Consider the following 18,413-nt stretch of genomic DNA (forward strand, 5'->3'; position numbering starts at 1 on the left):
GCTTAATGATGCAACCGTTCCCAAGACTTTCCGCCACCGCTCTTGAGGCGATCAATACGGTAGGGCAGTGGCTGGCGCAGGATGATTTCTGCGGAGGGCCCGCTTACCCGGCAGACTGCGTGGTACTGGCGGGCAATGCCGTCATCCCGACCATTGACGCGGCCTGTCAGATTGCCCAACAGCAAGAGGTTCCGCTGCTGATCGCCGGTGGGATTGGTCATTCCACGACCTTCCTGTATGCCGCCGTTGCCCAACATCCACGCTACAACACAATCCAGACGACCGGACGTGCGGAAGCCGCCATCCTGGCGGATATTGCCCGGCAGTTCTGGCACATTCCCGCAGACAAAATCTGGCTGGAAGATCAGTCAACCAACTGTGGCGAGAACGCCCGTTTTAGTGCGCAGCTCATCGCGCAGGCCGCAGCACCGATTAACACGGCCATTGTGGTACAGGATCCCACGATGCAGCGGCGTACCGTGGCAACCTTCCGTCGGGTAACTCGTGACGATCCGGACGCCCCGCGCTGGCTGAGCCATCCGGGGTTTACGCCTGTGTTGAGTCAACAGGAGGACGACATCGTGTTCGCTAATGACCCTGGCGGTCTGTGGACCGTCGATCGTTACTTAGCGCTGGTGGTGGGCGAAATCCCGCGCTTGCGCAATGATGAAACCGGCTATGGTCCTCGTGGGCGCGACTTCATTGTGCATGTGGATTTTCCGCCTGAGGTCGAGACCGCGTGGCAGATCCTGCAACAGGATGCGGCGCTGAAAGAGGCGATGAACAACCGTTCGTTACGTTAGTGTCTGCCCGTTTGGGGGTGTTTTCTCTCAAACGGGCAAAACAAAAAAGCCTGTATTTTTGTTCTTCCTTGCCTGACCCCTCTCTTTTATGAAGCAGTTCACAGAATCACGACGCCAGCCGGGATCGCTGAGGCATGATTGATATTTATTAACAATAGTTTTACTTGTTAAAAACAATTCAATCACAGGAGTAGCGCATGTCAGTACCCGTACAACATCCTATGTATATCGATGGACAGTTTGTGACCTGGCACGAGGATGCCTGGATTGATGTCGTCAACCCGGCGACGGAAGAGGTGATCTCGCGCATTCCTGATGGTCGTGCCGAAGACGCGCGTAAAGCCATTGACGCCGCAGACCGCGCGCAGGCGGAGTGGGAAGCGCTGCCCGCGATCGTTCGTGCCGGCTGGCTGCGCAAAATTGCCGCCGGGATCCGTGAACGTGCCGGGGAAATCAGCGCCTTAATTGTTGCGGAAGGGGGCAAAATTCAGCAACTGGCGGCGGTGGAGGTCTCTTTTACTGCCGATTATCTCGACTACATGGCAGAATGGGCTCGTCGTTATGAAGGCGAAATACTGCAAAGCGACCGTCCTGGCGAGAATATCTTACTGTTTAAGCGTGCGCTGGGGGTTACCACCGGGATCCTACCATGGAATTTCCCGTTCTTTCTGATAGCCCGTAAGCTGGCTCCGGCCTTACTGACCGGGAATACTATCGTAATTAAGCCCAGCGAATTCACGCCCAATAACGCGATTGCGTTTGCCAAAATCGTCGATGAGATTGGCCTGCCTCGCGGTGTCTTTAACCTGGTGCTGGGGCGGGGTGAAACTGTCGGCCAGGAACTGGCGGGGAACCCAAAAGTGGCGATGGTCAGCATGACCGGCAGCGTGGCGGCGGGTGAGAAAATTATGGCGACGGCGGCAAAGAATATCACCAAAGTGTGCCTGGAACTGGGAGGGAAGGCGCCGGCCATTGTGATGGATGATGCCGATCTTGAACTGGCGGTCAAAGCGATTGTGGATTCACGCGTTATCAATACCGGGCAGGTCTGTAACTGCGCTGAGCGCGTATACGTACAAAAAGGGATTTATGACCAGTTCGTAAACCGTCTGGGCGAAGCCCTGAAAGCGGTACAGTTCGGCAACCCAGGTGAACGTAACGATATTGCCATGGGGCCGCTGATCAACGCCGCCGCTCTGCAGCGTGTGGAACAGAAAGTGGCGAAGGCGGTACAGGAGGGGGCGCGAGTGGTGCTTGGTGGCAAAGCCGTTGAGGGCAAAGGTTACTACTATCCGCCAACGCTGCTGCTGGATGTCCGCCAGGAGATGGCCATCATGCATGAAGAGACTTTTGGACCGGTGCTGCCGGTGGTGGTTTTCAATACCCTGGAAGAGGCAATCGCGATGGCTAATGACAGTGATTACGGTCTGACGTCGTCAATTTATACCCAGAATCTCAATGTAGCGATGAAAGCCATTAAAGGACTGAAGTTTGGTGAGACCTATATTAATCGCGAGAACTTTGAAGCGATGCAAGGTTTCCACGCCGGCTGGCGTAAATCCGGGATTGGCGGTGCTGACGGCAAGCACGGGCTGAATGAATATCTGCAAACTCAGGTGGTCTATCTACAGTCCTGATCGGCGGAGAAAGGCGGAGGTTTTCCTCCGCCTCTACGCTTAGAGTTTGACGAACTTATCAAGGGTACGGATTAATTGTGTCACGAAGCCGTATTCGTTGTCGTACCAGGCTACGGTTTTCACCAGTTGTAGATCGCCCACCTCGGTGATCTCGGTCTGGGTGGCATCAAACACGGAACCAAAATGAGAACCGATGACGTCAGAGGAAACAATTTCTTCATCGGTATAACCAAAAGATTCATTGTTGTGCGTCGCTTTCTTCAACGCGTTATTAACCTCTTCTGCCGTCACTTTCTTAGCCAGAATCGACACCAGTTCGGTGACAGAACCGGTTTTCACCGGTACGCGCTGAGCATGACCTTTCAGCTTGCCGCTGAGATCAGGGATAACGAGACCAATCGCTTTAGCCGCGCCCGTCGTGTGCGGAATAATGTTTTCAGCGGCCGCGCGCGATGCACGCAGATCCTTGCCACGCGGACCATCCACCAACGACTGCGTGCCGGTGTAAGCGTGAATCGTGGTCATGGTACCCGCTTTAATTCCGAAGTTGTCGTGTAGCGCTTTCGCCATCGGCGCCAGGCAGTTAGTGGTGCAGGAGGCCACCGAGACAATCACATCACTGGCATTCAGCGTGTCATCGTTAACGTTGTAGACAATGGTCTTCATATCGCCCGCCGGCGCGGAGATCAGTACTTTTTTCGCCCCAGCATCGATATGCGCCTGAGACTTCTCGGTTGAGGTATAGAAGCCAGTGCATTCAATGATGACTTCCGCTCCTTTCGCTTTCCACGGGATATTTTTAGCGTCTTTCTCTGCATAAACCGCGATCGTTTTCCCGTCAACAATCAGTGCGTCTTCGGTAAAGTCAACGCTCCACGGGAACGGGCCGTAGTTTGAGTCATGCTTAAGCAGATAGGCGAGGATTTTAGGGGAGGTGAGGTCGTTGATCGCGACCACATCAACACTGCTTTTGACTTCGAGTAACCGACGCAACACCAGGCGACCAATACGACCAAAACCGTTAATGCCAATTTTACTCATGATTAACTCCTGTGAGGATGTAGCGGACATTCTTTTTCCCTACCAGGCATAGTCCAGGATGGCGAGGGGAGCAATCGCACTTCTTGCCGTTAACCCTAACTGTCTGAAATGCAGCGCAGAAAAGTTAATGAATTTTTAAGGAAAGATCGCTATGTTGTCGCTTTATTGTTTTTACTCAGGAAGTGTTATGGGCAATAAGTACTCAAGCCTGCAGATTGGCATCCACTGGTTGGTCTTTTTACTGGTGATTGTCGCTTACTGTGCGATGGAGTTTCGGGGTTTTTTCCCACGCAGCGATCGTCCCCTCATTAATATGATTCACGTTTCTAGCGGGATAGCGATTCTGGTGCTGATGGTAGCGCGTTTACTGATCAGACTGAAATATCCTGCTCCTCCCATCGTGCCCAAACCGAAGCCGATGATGACCGGACTGGCGCATCTGGGGCACCTTGTGATTTACCTGCTGTTCATCGCGCTGCCATTAATCGGCCTGGTGATGATGTACAACCGTGGGAATTCGTGGATGGCCTTTGGGCTGGTGATGCCGCATGCGGCGGAAGGGAACTTTGACCTGGTGGATACGCTGAAATCCTGGCATATCACGCTGGCGAATCTCGGCTATGTTGTCATTGCGCTGCACGCCGCTGCCGCGTTGATGCACCATTATTTCTGGAAAGACAATACATTGCTGCGCATGATGCCGCGTAAGCGATAGCGTGATTTATCAGGCGCGGGGAGCAATCCCCGCACTGATTCTGTATGTGATGCTATTGAAGTCGCAGCGGTCTTTGTTCTATCACTTATCCTTAATCCCATTCTCTACAGGCATGACTCTCTCCTTTTCATTAGCATCACAATGCTGTTACTATACCCCCCTATAGTATCAAGGAGAGCGTATGCCGCATTCACCCGAAGATAAAAAACGTATTCTGACTCGCGTCCGGCGCATTCGGGGGCAGGTGGATGCCCTGGAGCGTGCGCTGGAGTCCGGCGAACCTTGCCTGGCTATCCTGCAACAAATCGCCGCAGTCCGCGGTGCGTCCAACGGTTTAATGGGCGAAATGGTTGAGATCCACCTGAAAGATGAACTGGTGAGCGGTGAAACTACCCCTGACCAGCGCGCCGTGCGTATGGCTGAAATCGGCCACCTTCTTCGCGCTTATCTAAAATAAACCCATCACCACACAATAAAGGGAAGAGACAGATGAAATCACGTGCAGCAGTCGCCTTTGGTCCCGGTCAGCCGCTCAAAATTGTTGAGATTGACGTCGCACCGCCGAAAAAGGGCGAGGTTCTGGTTAAAATTACCCACACCGGCGTGTGTCATACCGATGCGTTTACCCTCTCCGGTGACGATCCGGAAGGGGTTTTCCCGGCGGTACTGGGACATGAAGGCGGCGGTATCGTCGTGGAAGTGGGTGAAGGCGTCACCAGCCTGAAGCCGGGCGACCATGTTATTCCGCTGTACACCGCTGAGTGCGGTGAATGTAAATTCTGTAAATCAGGAAAGACCAACCTTTGTCAGGCGGTACGCGCCACCCAGGGAAAAGGTCTGATGCCGGATGGCACCACCCGTTTCTCCTATAACGGCGATCCCATCTATCACTACATGGGCACCAGTACATTCAGTGAATACACGGTTTGCGCGGAGATTTCGCTGGCAAAAGTGAACCCGCAAGCACCGCTGGACAAAGTGTGTCTGCTAGGCTGCGGCGTAACAACGGGGATCGGCGCGGTACACAATACCGCAAAGGTGAAAGCGGGCGATACCGTTGCCGTGTTTGGTCTCGGTGGGATCGGTCTTGCGGTGATTCAGGGGGCGGTTCAGGCGAAAGCAGGGCGTATTATTGCCGTCGATACCAACCCGGAAAAATTCAAACTGGCGGGTGAAATGGGCGCAACCGACTTCATCAACCCGAAAGACTATGACAAACCGATCCAGGACGTGATTGTTGAACTCACCGACGGCGGCGTTGACTTTAGCTTCGAATGTATCGGTAATGTCAACGTGATGCGTGCGGCGCTGGAATGTTGTCACAAAGGATGGGGTGAAAGCATCATCATCGGTGTTGCCGGCGCGGGTCAGGAGATCAAAACCCGTCCGTTCCAGTTGGTGACAGGCCGTGTCTGGCGCGGTTCCGCGTTTGGCGGCGTCAAAGGACGCACTCAGTTGCCGGGCATGGTGGAAGAGGCGATGGCCGGGAAAATCCAGTTGGATCCGTTCATTACCCATCGTCTGCCGCTGGAGCAAATCAACGACGCGTTTGACCTGATGCACGAAGGTAAATCTATCCGTACCGTTATCCACTTCGGCGATAACTGATTCATCCGCCAGCGGAAATTCCCGCTGGCGCTTTCTTTTTTTAACATAAATGTTGTCAAACTGTGACGAAAACGGCGCTTTTGCCGGTAAGTAAACCTCGCAAAATGCCGATGACTATCTAACGGGCGCGTATTACGCATTAATCCTACAAGAGAGTCGACGGTCATGGACAACACATCATCGATGCAAGCACCACATAAGCTGGGCTTTCTGCATCACATCAGGCTGGTTCCGCTGTTTTCCTCCATTCTCGGTGGCATCCTTTTACTGTTCGCGCTGAGCTCCGGTCTCGCGGGCTACTTTCTCATGCAGGCTGACCGCGATCAGCGGGACGTGACGGATGAGATCCAGGTCCGCATGGGACTATCGAACAGTTCGAACCACCTGCGTACCGCGCGAATCAACATGATTCATGCCGGCGCGGCGAGTCGAATTGCCGAAATGGATGACATGAAGGCCAATATTGCGGCAGCGGAAAAACGTATCAAACAGTCTGAGGAAGGGTTTAACGTTTACATGGCGCGCAAGGTGAAAACGCCTGCGGATGAAGCGCTGGATGGCGAACTGGAGAGCAGTTTCAAAGCCTATGTTGCGGGAATGCAACCGATGCTTAAGTTCGCCAAAAACGGTATGTTTGAAGCGATTATCAACCATGAAAGCGAACAGGCAAGGCTACTGGATGACAGTTATAACAAGGTCCTACTGAAGGCAATTGAGCTGCGCATGGCGCGCGCGAATCAGCTTAGCGAACAGGCACATCAGCGCACTCAACTGGGCATGATATTCATGATTGGCGCCTTTGGTCTGGCGCTGGTGCTGACGCTGATAACCTTTATTATTCTGCGCCGTACCGTCATTCAGCCGTTGCAGCATGCCGCGCAGCGTATCGAACAAATTGCTGCCGGCGATCTCACCATGCAGGATGAGCCAACCGGGCGCAGTGAAATTGGGCGTCTGAGTCGCCACCTGCAACAGATGCAACGATCGCTGGTGCAAACGGTCGGCTCGGTGCGTCAGGGGGCAGAGGAGATTTACCGTGGCACCAGCGAAATCTCGGCGGGGAATACCGACTTGTCTTCACGCACCGAGGAGCAGGCTGCGGCGATCGAACAGACGGCGGCCAGCATGGAAGAGTTGACCGCGACGGTGAAGCAAAATGCCGATAACGCGCACCATGCCAGTAAACTGGCGGAAGACGCGTCTGGTAAAGCCAGCCGTGGCGGGCAGATGGTCTCCGGCGTGGTCCAGACGATGGGCAATATTTCGACCAGTTCGAAGAAAATCTCTGAGATCACCGCGGTGATTAACAGCATCGCTTTCCAGACCAATATTCTGGCGCTGAACGCGGCGGTAGAGGCGGCGCGTGCCGGTGAGCAAGGGCGTGGATTCGCCGTGGTTGCCAGTGAGGTCCGCACGCTGGCCAGTCGCAGCGCCCAGGCGGCGAAAGAGATTGAAGGGCTGATCAGCGAATCCGTACGCCTTATCGATCAGGGTTCCGGTGAAGTGGTTGCGGCGGGTAACACCATGACCGATATCGTGGAGGCGGTAAAACGTGTCACCGATATCATGCTGGAAATTGCGGCAGCGTCGGACGAGCAGAGCCGTGGGATCGTGCAGGTCAGTCAGGCTATCTCTGAGATGGATAAAGTGACTCAGCAGAACGCTTCGCTGGTGGAAGAAGCCTCTGCGGCGGCGGCATCGCTGGAAGAGCAGGCGGCACGTCTGACCGAAGCGGTGGGCACGTTCCGCTTACAGGGTGGGCGGACAAGCAAGCGCGTGTCGACAGCAAACACGCCCGTTCAGCCTCTTTCCCAGCCGGTGACCGATCACGGGGATAACTGGGAAACTTTCTAAACGCCAGTGCCGGGTGAAGGCGCAAAGGCGCCTCATCCGGCCTGTCTGACAGGTTATAACGGCATCGATTTACGGATGGCGGCAATTAAACTTTGTGCGCCAGAAGAGAGCGGTGAATCCACGCGGGTAAGGATACCGATTGGCTCACCTGCGCCCTGCGTGGGTACAGGCAGTGAGACCAGCGTCGCCTGGCGCAAATCCTCTTTTACCGCGCCTGACGGCACAAACCAGACGTAGTTATAATCAACCGTTAACTGGCGCGACAGCGACGCGGAGAGCGTCTCAATGCAGCCGCCAGGCATCTTACAGCCCTGACTTTGCAACAGGGTCTCGGCATTTTGTCGCGGTACCGTGCCTTTTGGCGAAACGACAACGGGCCACTCCATCACGCGACTCAGCGTCACATTTTCCTGCAATAACGGGTGATTGGGACGCACGACCAGCTTTAACGACTCAAGAAACAGCAGCTCATAATTGAGGCCGCTCATCAATTCCGGATCGGACATCCGGCCAATGCCGATGTCGATCTCGCCGGATTTCAGGCCCGCCAGCAGCATGGTGTTGTTCATCGTCGCCACCTGTAGCGTGGTCTCTTTTTGTTGTTGATGAAATGGCCCGATGACCGACGGAAGAATACCCAGCGCGGCGGTCGGCAGCGCGCCGATTCTTACCACATCATTGTTAAGACCTTCTTTACGATTCAGCGCCTGACCGGCGGTGTTGAGCGCATCAAGGACTTTCACCGCATGGGTTAAGAACTGCTCGCCGGGCAACGTCAGTTGCGCACCGAGTCGTCCGCGCTCGAAGAGGCGGGTACCGGTCAGTTGCTCCAGTTCGTTAAGCGTCTTGGAAAGCGCAGGCTGGCTGAGATTAAGGGTTTCTGCTGCGCGCCCCAGGGTTCCTTGTTGAGCGACAGCGACAAATGTATGAAGATGGCGCAATCGGATGCGCTGACTGAACAGACTATTTTTTTCCATAAGCGATGTTAAGAACAGAGCGGTGCCGGTGACAAGTAAAGTTGTTTGTTTTTGATAACTTGATTGCAAAATATTATTAACATTTAACTTATTTAAGTAACAGCACTTTCTCTTCGGAGGCAAAAATGATCCATGTCGTAGGCCACCTTAATCCGGACAGTGACGCCATCTGTACCGCCTATATGGCTGCGCGCTGGTTGAACCTGCGCGGACGTCAGGCCACCGCCTGGCGGCTGGGTGAACCCAATCGCGAAACCCAATTTCTGTTTGAGCGTGCGGGGCTGGCCATGCCGCCGTTGCTGGCGATGCCGCTGACAGACCTTGACGTCTGGTTAGTGGATTTCACCGAGCCCACGCAGGGGCCCGAAACTCTCCAGACAAGTAATATCGTGGGTATTATCGATCATCACCGTCTGGGTGGACTGGTGACCCGTTTGCCGCCAGAAGTCTGGATAAAACCGGTGGGCAGCAGCGCCACGCTGCTATGGCAATTGATGAGCCCGGAGGACAGAGCTTCGATAACCTCGGCGCAGGCGCAATTGCTGCTGGGCGCAATAATGAGTGACACTGTCACGCTACGTTCGCCCACCGCAACGGCGGATGACCGTCTGGCCGTTGAAGAACTGACACCCCTTGCCAGCGTTGATCTCGCCGCGTTCAGCGCTGAATTGCTGAGTGCGAAAACCAGCGTCGAAGGATTGAGCGCCAGTGAACTGCTGCAAAAGGATATCAAGCGTTTCACCATCAATGGTCAGCAGGTGAGCGTTGCTCAGATCGAGCTGTATGCGTTAAGCCAGGTCGCTGACGCGATGGATGCACTGCGTAAAGAGATGGCTGATTACGCTTCTCGCAGCGGGGCGGATTTGGTGGTGCTGATGTTGACAGATATCAACGCCGGCAATTCGCAACTCTGGTTTGCTGGCCCGCGCCAACTGGAACTGGCGCAACCGGTGACGGTGGAAGGGATGTTGAGCCGCAAGAAACAGATGCTGCCGTGGCTGGAAAACCATGTCGCAAAAGTAGACCAGGCAAAACGGGCTGAGTGATTCAGCCCGTTCTCTTCATCAGACGTCAAAAAAAACAGTTTCGTTTTCACCTTGCAGATGAATATCGAAGATATAGACGGTCTCGCTACCACGCTGCTCGCGGCGGGCAATCAGGGTCTGACGGCGAACCTCCCATTCGATCAGATTAAGCACCGGATCGCGCTGGTTCGCTTCGTGTTCATCGGCAAAATACATGCGTGTGTTCAGGCCGATATTGATGCCGCGCGCGACAATCCACAAATTGACGTGCGGGGCCATTATGCGGCCATCGCGTCCTACAACGCAGCCCGGCTTTATGGTATCGAAACGCCACACGCCGCTGTCGAAGTCTGAGCAGGTTCGTCCCCAGCCGCGAAAGTCGGCGTCGAGCGGTTTCTCTTCCTGACGGTCCGCCGGATGGTTGTAGCGTCCGTGGGCGTTGGCCTGCCAGATCTCCAGCAGGACATCGCGCACCGGTGTACCGGAACCGTCAATCACCCGGCCTTCAATCACAATGCGCTCGCCTTCGGTATGGCTGTTGGTCAGCGTGGAACTGAAGTTTTTCTCAAAGATGTGAAATCCTGCGGCGTCAGGCGCAAGCCCTATGTGCACATACGGTCCTGCCGTTTGCGAGGCCGTTTCCTGCAAATACCCTTTCATCGTGCGCCTCCCTGAGTGCGGTTTTCAAACAAGGTCGCGCGCTGCCCGCGGAGCACGAGATCGAAGCGATACGCCAGGCAGTCGAGCGGTACGGCGGCGTGGGTATCCAGTTCGGCAATCAATGTGCGGATCGCATCATCGTTATTGATGGTTTTCACTATCGGACACTGCTTGATCAACGGATCGCCTTCAAAATACATTTGCGTAATTAAACGTTGGGCAAAGGCCTCGCCAGAGAGAGAAAAGTGAATGTGCGAAGGCCGCCAGTCGCTGGCCTGGTTGCGCCACGGGTAAGGACCCGGCTTGATGGTGCGGAAAAAGTAATAGCCGTTTTCATCGGTTAACACTCGTCCACAGCCACCAAAGTTAGGATCGATCGGCGCGAGATACTGGTCTTTTTTATGTCGATAGCGACCACCGGCATTGGCCTGCCAGACTTCGACCAGCGTATTTTTCAACGGGCGACCAAAGCCGTCGCGTACGTAACCGTGGACGATAATCCGCTCGCCAATCGGCAAACCGTTTTTGGCGTAATTCATAATCAGGTCATTATCCAGCGGACCAAGATCGTTATCGCTGAATACCGGTCCGGTGATTTCAGACAATGAGTTTTGCAAAGAGATCAGCGCATTACGCGGCGAGCGCAAAACGCTGGTCTTGTAGCCGGGGGCGAAGGCAGGTGGATGGCTGTTATAGTCGCGATGGATCACCTCGCGTGGAAACACGTTTTCTGACATAGCGATCTCCAGTACAGGGATGAGAATTGTTGTTTTACTGTCGCCTCAGAGAGTGTGTGTAAATGCAATGTTAATTAAAAGTGAATTTATGTCGTTTATTACATAACCAGTGGCTATGCAATGAAGCAGGCGTTGACCGGGAGCGAATTCAGGTGAGATCACACTTTGTAAATTCTTCCCCCCGGAGTGAATGGCGTTTCCTACACTCCAGGTAACATTCACTGGAGGCATGACATTATGGCGAACACCATCACGGCAGATGAGATTCGGGAACACTTTTCGCAGGCAATGTCAGCAATGTACCAGCAGGAAGTTCCGCAGTACGGCACGTTGCTGGAACTTGTGGCTGATGTGAATCTGGCAGTCCTCGAGAATAACCCTACGCTGCATGAAAAACTGGCCAACGCAGATGAACTGGCACGCCTTAACGTAGAGCGCCACGGCGCAATTCGTGTCGGTACGGCAGACGAACTGTCCACACTGCGACGTATGTTTGCGATCATGGGGATGTTTCCGGTCAGCTATTACGATCTCTCTCAGGCCGGGGTGCCGGTACACTCAACGGCATTTCGCCCCATTGACGACGCTTCACTGTCACGAAATCCATTTCGCGTTTTTACCTCGTTGCTGCGTCTTGAACTGATTGAAAACGCATCGCTCCGCCAGCGCGCGGCGGAGATCCTCGCTCAGCGCGATATTTTTACGCCACGCTGTCGTGAACTGCTCGACGTCTGGGAGCAGCAGAACGGATTTAACGCGGTACAGGCACGCGAGTTTGTGAAAGAAGCGCTGGAGACCTTCCGCTGGCATCGCCATGCCACGGTGGATGAACAAACGTATCATGCGTTGCATAACGAACATCGCCTGATCGCCGATGTGGTCTGTTTCCCGGGCTGTCATATAAATCATTTGACGCCCAGAACGCTGGATATTGACCGGGTGCAGTCGATGATGCCGGAGTGCGGTATTGAACCGAAAATCCTTATCGAAGGTCCGCCGCGTCGCGATGTGCCGATTTTGCTGCGCCAGACCAGCTTCAAAGCGCTGGAGGAACCGGTACTGTTTGCGGGTGAAATGCAGGGGACCCACACGGCCCGTTTCGGTGAAATCGAACAACGCGGCGTGGCGCTGACGATAAAAGGACGTCAGTTATACGATGAATTATTGCACAAGGCCGGTACGGGTAAAGATAACCTGACGCACCAACTGCATCTACAGGAAGTGTTTAACGCGTTCCCGGACAGTGAGTTCCTGTTGCGCCAGCAGGGACTGGCCTGGTTTCGCTATCGCCTGACGCCGTCAGGCGAAGCGCACCGCAAGGCGATTCATCCTGGTGACGATCCGCAACCACACATTGAACGCGGTTGGGTGCAGGCGCAGCCCATCACTTATGAAGACTTCCTGCCGGTCAGCGCGGCGGGGATTTTCCAGTCGAATTTGGGTAACGAAACGCAGGCGCGCAGTCATGGCAATGCCAGCCGAGAGGCCTTTGAACAGGCGCTGGGGTGTCCGGTGTTCGACGAGTTTGTGTTGTATCAGGAAGCGGAGGAACGCAGCAAACGGCGTTGCGGCCTGCTTTAATCCAGGTATCCTGTAGGGATCTGCGATTAACGGGTAAATATGGATATGGTCAATCCTGGTATTCCACTGATTGAAACAATACAGGGCCAGTTGATGGGTGTCGTGCAGGACAACATCCACCTCTGGCGCGGTATTCCCTACGCCGCGCCACCGACAGGGGAACGACGCTGGCGCGCGCCACAGCCTGTCACGCCCTGGTCAGGGATTCGGGACGCGAGTACCTTCTCCAGCGCGAGCTGGCAGGACATTGAGTACTGCAAAGAGTTGGGTGGCGGCGATCCCGGTGCATTTTCTGAAGACTGTCTCTATCTCAACGTCTGGTCTCCGGCGGAGCGCCAGCAGCCGCTTCCGGTGATGGTCTGGCTGCACGGTGGCGGCTACACCATTGGTGCCGGCAATCTGCCGCCTTATGACGGTGTTTCCCTGGCGAAGCGTGACGTGATTGTCGTTACCGTCAATTATCGCCTCGGCCATCTCGGCTTTTTTGCTCATCCTGCGCTGGAAGGCGAAGAGGGTGAGTGCATCAATAACTTTGCGCTGCTCGACCAGATTGCTGCACTGCGCTGGGTACAGGAAAACATCGCTGCGTTTGGCGGCGATCCGCAAAACGTCACGCTGTTTGGTGAATCGGCCGGGGCGCGCAGCGTGCTCTCGCTGTTAGCTTCGCCGCGAGGAAAAGGGCTGTTTCATAAAGCGATTGTCCAGAGCGGCTACACGTTGCCGGACACGCCTCGTGAAATAGCGCTGGAAAACGGCGTCTCACTGGCCGAACACTTTGGTTTGCAGAATGCGACGGCGGAACAGCTTCGTGCGATCCCGGCCGAGGCTTTCTGGCCGTTGGGGGCACCGTACAAAATTGCGCCAACCCCTATCTCCGGCGATGCGGTGCTGCCAGAGCCAATGCTGGAGGTCTTCTTCGCCGCCAGACAGCATCCGATGCCCCTCATGATTGGTTCTAACAGCGATGAAGCCAGCGTGATGGCGGTTTTCGGCGTCGATCTTGCCGGACAGATTCAGAAACTACGCCGTGAACGCAGGCTGGGACTCGGCCTGATTAAGCTGCTGTATCCGGGCGTCAAGGGCGATGAAGAGCTGGGGCGGCAGGTGTGTCGGGATATGGCGTTTACAGCCCTGGGTTATGTGGTGATGCAGGCGCAACAGCGGGCTGGCGAACCGTGCTGGCGCTACTGGTTTGATTACGTTGCGGAATCGGAACATCACACTTACGCCAATGGCGCATGGCATGGCAACGAAGTGCCGTATGTATTTAATACCTTAACGCTCGCGGAACCTTCACGAAATTACGTGAACGAAAACGATCTCGCCTTTGCCGCCCACGTCGCGGATTACTGGGTCAACTTTGCCCGTCATGCCAGTCGGACCTGCGATGTTCTTCATGGCCCTGTGCGCTGGCCTGCCTGCATTCGGGGACGTGACCGGTTGTTACGCATTGGACTGAATAAGTTTGCCGGATTTAAGGTTGAGAATCGGTTTATGCGGGCGCGGCTTTCGCTCTTTAAACGGGTGATGACCCAGCACGTCAGTCTCGACTAGCTTTGCAAAAGTTGAAAGTTTGTGCGGGAAAATTTACGTGGGAATCAGTCTCTTCTCATCGACACTGATTATTTTCAATTTTGTTCAGATAATCAGCGTCCAACAATTGGATTTCTAATGAATTTTGTCTAGAGTGAGCGGTCAGAATTATGCATCCTCTTGCCGCTGTCGAGCGCCAGCGCGGGACCCAACACATGACCAGAAGGATTTACTTTCAGGTATGAATCGCAGACGATTTATTAAAGGTTCAATGGCAATGGCCGCCGTGTGCGGTACCAGCGGTATTGCTTCACTTTTCAGCCGTGCGGCTTATGCGGCGGAATCCGACATTGCGGATGGACAAACCGTTCGCTTTGATTTTTCCGTACTGCAATCGATGGCGCACGATCTCGCGCAAAAACCGTGGGGCGGTGCGCCGCGCGCGTTGCCCAATACGCTGGCGAATCTGACGCCGCAGGCCTACAACAGCATTCAGTATGATGCCGCGCAATCGCTGTGGAACAACGTCGAAGGCCGTCAGCTGGACGCGCAGTTCTTCCATGTCGGGATGGGCTTCCGTCGTCGCGTGCGCATGTTCTCCGTCGATTCCAGCACCCATCTGGCGCGTGAGATCCACTTCCGTCCGGAACTGTTTAAGTACAATGATGCCGGTGTTGATACCAGACAACTGGAAGGGCAAACCGATCTCGGTTTCGCCGGTTTTCGTGTCTTCAAAGCGCCTGAACTGGCGCGTCGCGACGTAGTGTCCTTCCTCGGCGCGAGTTATTTTCGCGCGGTTGATGATACCTATCAGTACGGGCTCTCTGCGCGCGGTCTGGCGATCGACACCTATACAGACACCAAAGAAGAGTTCCCGGATTTCACTGCCTTCTGGTTCGATACGGTCAAACCCGGTGCAACCACCTTTACCGTGTACGCGCTGCTGGATAGCCCGAGCATCACTGGCGCCTATAAGTTCGTGATTCACTGCGAGAAGAGCCAGGTGATCATGGACGTTGAAAACCGTCTGTATGCCCGCAAAGACATCAAACAGTTGGGCATCGCGCCGATGACCAGTATGTTCAGCTGCGGCAACAACGAACGCCGCATGTGCGATACTATTCACCCGCAAATCCATGACTCCGATCGTCTGGCAATGTGGCGAGGCAACGGCGAGTGGATTTGCCGCCCGCTGAATAACCCGCAGAAGTTGCAATTTAACGCCTATACCGATAACAACCCGAAAGGGTTTGGCCTGCTGCAACTGGATCGCGATTTCACCCACTATCAGGACATTATGGGCTGGTACAACAAACGTCCAAGCCTGTGGGTTGAACCACGCAACAAGTGGGGCAAAGGCACCATTGGCCTGATGGAGATCCCGACAACCGGCGAAACGCTGGATAACGTGGTCTGCTTCTGGCAGCCGGAAAAAGCCATCGAAGCGGGGGATGAGCTGGAATACAAATACCGTCTGTACTGGAGCGCGCAACCGCCAGTCCGTTCGCCACTCGCGCGCGTGATGGCCACGCGTACCGGTATGGGCGGGTTCCCGGAAGGCTGGGCACCGGGCGAGCACTATCCGGAAAAATGGGCTCGGCGTTTTGCTGTCGACTTCGTCGGCGGCGATCTGAAAGCGGCCGCGCCGAAAGGCATTGAACCGGTGATTACATTGTCCAGCGGGGAAGCGAAGCAGATTGAGATCCTCTACGTTGAGCCATTTGACGGTTACCGCATCCAGTTCGACTGGTATCCCACGTCCGATTCGACCGAACCAGTGGACATGCGCATGTTCCTGCGCTGCCAGGGGGAGGCGATCAGTGAAACCTGGCTGTATCAGTATTTCCCGCCGGCACCGGATAAACGCACCTATGTCGACGATCGCGTGATGCGTTAATCTGCGCCAACGCCCTTCGTCATGCGAAGGGCGTCAACTGTCAGGCACGCGAAATATCTGTTCAGGAATTAAACACGATCCTGTTCGCATTTTTCCCTAAGTCAAATAGGTAAGCTGAAGATGTGTATTTCTTATACACATGGTTTATCACTAACAGGGAGAGCGTATGTTTCCAGAATACAGAGATCTGATTTCCCGACTGAAATCCGAGAATCCTCGCTTTTTGTCTCTTTTCGAAAAGCACAACAACCTTGATCATGAAATTGCCAGGCTGGAAGGTTCCGATGGTCGGGGATACAATCTCGAAGTTGTTCGTCTGAAAAAACAGAAACTTCAGCTGAAGGACGATATGCTCAAAATACTGCAGAAAGAAAGTGTTGACGCGGGATAATCCGCGTTTCTAAGCCGCCAGACCTGGCGGCTTTTTTGTGTCGGTTACTCAGCGATGCGGCAAAACCAGCTGGCATCCCGCGAGCGTGTATCGCTGAACAATATCATCCGCTAGCGCGCTGTCGCTGATAATCGTTTTAATGCAAGAAAGCGTGGCGACGGCATGGGGTTCCACTGCATCAAACTTCGAATGATCGGCCATCAGTATCACGTCTCGTGAACGCTGGATAATCCGCGTTTTCACGCCGACTTCGAACAGGGTGGCGTTGGTGATCCCCGTTGCCAGCGACAGCGCATCGCAGGAGATAAAAGCCCGTTCCACCGAAAACGCATTGATCATCTCCAGCGCCAGGCTCTCACCCACCGAAAAGTAACCCGGACGAATAAGCCCGCCGATAATGTAGCTTTCGACGTGCGGAAAACTGCCCAGTTCATTGGCGATTTTGATGTCGTTACAGATGACTTTCACTCGCGCATCGGCCAGACATTTTGCCAGTTCCAGGCAGGTTGAACCGGAATCGAGAAAGAAGCAGTCGCCGTCTTTGATCATTGTGCGGGCAAGCGCGGCAATCTCTTTTTTTGCCTCCGCCTGCAGCGTCCGCTTGACGTCGAAAACATACTCTTTGTCATCCATGCTGTCGTCAAAATCCAGACTGCCGTGGCCGCGAATCATGCCGGGATACTGACTGGCGATATACTGGAAATCGCGGCGGACGGTAGCCTCCGCATATCCAAACAGTTCCATGGCCTGTTGGGTGGAGAGATGACGATGCTGCCACAGATAGCGCAGCATCTGTTTGATACGATCAGGGCGCTGTTGACTCATCGAAGCAATCTCCTCTTACAATCCAGCAAACCGGGATAACGTGGCATGATAATTCGCTGTTGAGAACAGGGCGCGACCGACGACAAGATGCTGTGCGCCCGCGGCCGCCAGGTGTTGTGCGGCAGAAAGCGTAATACCGCCATCGGCCCAGCACGCGGCGTGCGGAAAAAACTCGCGAACACGGCGGACCTTCTCACACAGGGCGGGAATGAACTGTTGACCCACTCCGTCGGGTTCGCTGGTCATCACCATCAGCGCATCCAGGTGTGGAGCCAGATAACGATACCCGTCAATCGGCGTGGCTGGATTCACCGCCAGCCCGGCTTTTGCGCCGATTTCGCGAATTTCTGCAAGTGTTTCAGACGGATATGCCAGCGCTTCCGCATGAACAAATATCCACGCTGGTTTGATCTCAGCCAGGACCGGAAACCAACCCTGCGGGCGGGCAATCATAAAATGAAACGAGAGGGGATGCGCCGTCCGTCGGGCGACAGCCTGCACGGTCTTGAGGCCAAAGGTGATGTTGTTAATAAAACTGCTGTCTTCGATATCCAGATGCAGCGATCCGATATCGGCATCGGCCAACGCGGTCAGCGTCGTCCCGTAGTGCAGTGGATCTGCCGACGCGAGTGAAGGGTGAAGAATCATCATCGCCTCCGTCAACCGGATACCTGTGCGAACAGCGCGGCGTCAGTTTGCGCGCGCCGGACCGCCGCGAGCCTTTCGGGTGAATCAATGAACTGGCTGATGCGCTGGATGGTAAGGATATGCGCATCAGCATCCGTCGCGCTGGCGCACAACAACAACCAGACCGGGTCACACTCCTCATGCCCAAAAACGACGGGCGTTTTTAACGTCGTAATGCTTATCTGATTACAGTTAGCGCCTTGTTCGGGGCGCGCATGCGGCAAGGCGATGCCGGGGGCAATTAAATAGTACGGTCCCCAGTTCAGGGTGTTGTCGATAATGCCGTCCACGTATCCCGGTTGCGCAGCGCCAAAGGTAATCAGCGGGCGAGCGGCGATCTCGACGGCCTGGCGCCAGTCTTTGGCCTCGCGCTGCGCCTGCACCCACTTAACATCGTTTATCATCAGTCGTTGACTCCTTACCGGTTAGCGTTACTCTGATA

Annotated in this window: 18 protein-coding genes; 11 read left to right on the forward strand and 7 right to left on the reverse strand. The window is 54.8% G+C overall.

Translation table 11 applies throughout. The features are described 5' to 3' along the window. The first annotated feature begins 8 nt into the window (after positions 1-8). Positions 9-803, forward strand: coding sequence for a YdcF family protein (locus KE671_RS14660; protein WP_206163708.1), 795 nt, complete (start codon positions 9-11; stop codon positions 801-803). A gap of 197 nt (positions 804-1,000) precedes the next feature. Further along, on the forward strand, positions 1,001-2,440 hold the full coding sequence (aldA, locus tag KE671_RS14665) for an aldehyde dehydrogenase (RefSeq protein WP_206163526.1): 1,440 nt from the start codon (positions 1,001-1,003) through the stop codon (positions 2,438-2,440). 39 nt (positions 2,441-2,479) lie between these two features. Here the strand turns inward: aldA and gap are convergent, their stop codons facing one another. After that, positions 2,480-3,481, reverse strand: coding sequence for a type I glyceraldehyde-3-phosphate dehydrogenase (gene gap, locus KE671_RS14670; protein ID WP_206163527.1), 1,002 nt, complete (start codon positions 3,479-3,481; stop codon positions 2,480-2,482). Positions 3,482-3,668: 187 nt separating this feature from the next. On the opposite strand from gap, the gene cybB reads away from it, so the two are divergent. The 4 genes from cybB (at position 3,669) to KE671_RS14690 (ending at position 7,658) form a co-directional block, all read left to right on the forward strand. Next, the gene (cybB, locus tag KE671_RS14675; protein ID WP_206163528.1) at positions 3,669-4,196 is read left to right on the forward strand and encodes a cytochrome b561; all 528 of its coding nucleotides are present in this window, start codon (positions 3,669-3,671) and stop codon (positions 4,194-4,196) included. 181 nt (positions 4,197-4,377) lie between these two features. Continuing rightward, positions 4,378-4,653, forward strand: coding sequence for a metal/formaldehyde-sensitive transcriptional repressor (locus KE671_RS14680; protein ID WP_003833178.1), 276 nt, complete (start codon positions 4,378-4,380; stop codon positions 4,651-4,653). A gap of 32 nt (positions 4,654-4,685) precedes the next feature. After that, on the forward strand, positions 4,686-5,804 hold the full coding sequence (locus KE671_RS14685; RefSeq protein WP_206163529.1) for an S-(hydroxymethyl)glutathione dehydrogenase/class III alcohol dehydrogenase: 1,119 nt from the start codon (positions 4,686-4,688) through the stop codon (positions 5,802-5,804). Between the two features lie 165 nt (positions 5,805-5,969). Beyond that, positions 5,970-7,658, forward strand: coding sequence for a methyl-accepting chemotaxis protein (locus KE671_RS14690; protein ID WP_206163530.1), 1,689 nt, complete (start codon positions 5,970-5,972; stop codon positions 7,656-7,658). A gap of 53 nt (positions 7,659-7,711) precedes the next feature. Here the strand turns inward: KE671_RS14690 and KE671_RS14695 are convergent, their stop codons facing one another. After that, entirely contained in the window at positions 7,712-8,635 is a 924-nt protein-coding gene (locus KE671_RS14695) for a LysR substrate-binding domain-containing protein (RefSeq protein ID WP_206163531.1), read from the reverse strand. 125 nt (positions 8,636-8,760) lie between these two features. Here KE671_RS14695 and KE671_RS14700 point away from each other — a divergent pair, with 125 nt between their 5' ends. After that, a complete protein-coding gene (locus tag KE671_RS14700; RefSeq protein ID WP_206163532.1) occupies positions 8,761-9,681 on the forward strand; it encodes a manganese-dependent inorganic pyrophosphatase in 921 nt (306 codons plus the stop codon). An 18-nt stretch (positions 9,682-9,699) separates the two neighbouring features. Here KE671_RS14700 and pcaG read toward each other — a convergent pair whose 3' ends face one another. Then, the gene (gene pcaG / locus KE671_RS14705) at positions 9,700-10,320 is read right to left on the reverse strand and encodes a protocatechuate 3,4-dioxygenase subunit alpha (protein WP_206163533.1); all 621 of its coding nucleotides are present in this window, start codon (positions 10,318-10,320) and stop codon (positions 9,700-9,702) included. After that, positions 10,317-11,057, reverse strand: coding sequence for a protocatechuate 3,4-dioxygenase subunit beta (pcaH, locus tag KE671_RS14710; protein WP_206163534.1), 741 nt, complete (start codon positions 11,055-11,057; stop codon positions 10,317-10,319). The genes pcaG and pcaH overlap by 4 nt, the downstream gene beginning before the upstream one ends. Before the next feature lie 237 nt (positions 11,058-11,294). On the opposite strand from pcaH, the gene hglS reads away from it, so the two are divergent. The 4 genes from hglS to KE671_RS14730 all read left to right on the forward strand — a co-directional run bounded on the left by hglS (position 11,295) and on the right by KE671_RS14730 (position 16,459). After that, positions 11,295-12,638 (forward strand): 2-oxoadipate dioxygenase/decarboxylase HglS, encoded by a 1,344-nt coding sequence (gene hglS / locus KE671_RS14715; protein ID WP_206163535.1) that lies wholly within the window; start codon positions 11,295-11,297, stop codon positions 12,636-12,638. 45 nt (positions 12,639-12,683) lie between these two features. After that, on the forward strand, positions 12,684-14,192 hold the full coding sequence (locus tag KE671_RS14720) for a carboxylesterase/lipase family protein (RefSeq protein WP_206163709.1): 1,509 nt from the start codon (positions 12,684-12,686) through the stop codon (positions 14,190-14,192). A 220-nt stretch (positions 14,193-14,412) separates the two neighbouring features. After that, positions 14,413-16,068 carry a glucan biosynthesis protein D gene (locus KE671_RS14725; protein WP_206163536.1) on the forward strand — a complete coding sequence of 552 codons (1,656 nt, stop codon included), beginning with the start codon at positions 14,413-14,415 and terminating at the stop codon, positions 16,066-16,068. 166 nt (positions 16,069-16,234) lie between these two features. Continuing rightward, positions 16,235-16,459, forward strand: coding sequence for a YdcH family protein (locus tag KE671_RS14730; RefSeq protein ID WP_042318909.1), 225 nt, complete (start codon positions 16,235-16,237; stop codon positions 16,457-16,459). 48 nt (positions 16,460-16,507) lie between these two features. On the opposite strand, the gene KE671_RS14735 is transcribed toward KE671_RS14730, so the two are convergent. The 3 genes from KE671_RS14735 to sgcA are packed head-to-tail and all read right to left on the reverse strand — an operon-like array spanning position 16,508 to position 18,375. Then, the gene (locus KE671_RS14735; protein WP_206163537.1) at positions 16,508-17,284 is read right to left on the reverse strand and encodes a DeoR/GlpR family DNA-binding transcription regulator; all 777 of its coding nucleotides are present in this window, start codon (positions 17,282-17,284) and stop codon (positions 16,508-16,510) included. Positions 17,285-17,299: 15 nt separating this feature from the next. Continuing rightward, on the reverse strand, positions 17,300-17,932 hold the full coding sequence (locus tag KE671_RS14740; protein WP_206163710.1) for a ribulose-phosphate 3 epimerase family protein: 633 nt from the start codon (positions 17,930-17,932) through the stop codon (positions 17,300-17,302). Between the two features lie 11 nt (positions 17,933-17,943). Continuing rightward, complete coding sequence (gene sgcA, locus KE671_RS14745) at positions 17,944-18,375, reverse strand: SgcA family PTS sugar transporter subunit IIA (RefSeq protein ID WP_206163538.1); 432 nt, start codon at positions 18,373-18,375, stop codon at positions 17,944-17,946. Positions 18,376-18,413 lie beyond the last annotated feature (38 nt).

The organism is Citrobacter amalonaticus (genome assembly GCF_018252635.1).
Taxonomy (GTDB): Bacteria; Pseudomonadota; Gammaproteobacteria; order Enterobacterales; family Enterobacteriaceae; genus Citrobacter_A; species Citrobacter_A amalonaticus_E.